The organism is Paenibacillus sp. CECT 9249 (assembly GCF_918697855.1).
GTDB lineage: Bacteria > Bacillota > Bacilli > Paenibacillales > Paenibacillaceae > MSJ-34.
On the sequence record NZ_CAKKLI010000118.1, the window covers coordinates 1 to 615 of the forward strand.

1 rRNA gene is annotated in these 615 nt (G+C 55.8%); it reads right to left on the reverse strand.

Annotation, left to right across the window (positions count from 1 at the left end):
- Window positions 1-615, reverse strand: a 23S ribosomal RNA gene (locus LQ229_RS27040); the annotation flags it as partial.

Consider the following 615-nt stretch of genomic DNA (forward strand, 5'->3'; position numbering starts at 1 on the left):
CCTAACCGCTCCCCTTAACCTTCCAGCACCGGGCAGGCGTCAGCCCGTATACTTCGCCTTGCGGCTTCGCACAGACCTGTGTTTTTGCTAAACAGTCGCTTGGGCCTATTCACTGCGGCCCCCTCGGGCTATTCACCCTACCGAGGCACCCCTTCTCCCAAAGTTACGGGGTCATTTTGCCGAGTTCCTTAACGAGAGTTCTTCCGCGCGCCTTAGAATTCTCTTCTCGCCTACCTGTGTCGGTTTGCGGTACGGGCACCTTCGCCTGGCTAGAGGCTTTTCTCGGCAGTGTGAGATCATGACCTTCGGTACTGCAATGTTCCCTCCCCGTCACAGCCCAGCCTTCACGATGCGCGGATTTGCCTACACATCAGCCTCACTGCTTGGACAGACATCCATCGGTCTGCGTCACTACCCTACTGCGTCACCCCATTGCTCATAACGGCTTACGGTGGTACAGGAATTTCAACCTGTTGTCCTTCGACTACGCCTTTCGGCCTCGCCTTAGGTCCCGACTTACCCTGAGCGGACGAACCTTCCTCAGGAACCCTTAGGCTTTCGGCGGACAAGATTCTCACTTGTCTTTTCGTTACTCATACCGGCATTCTCACTTGT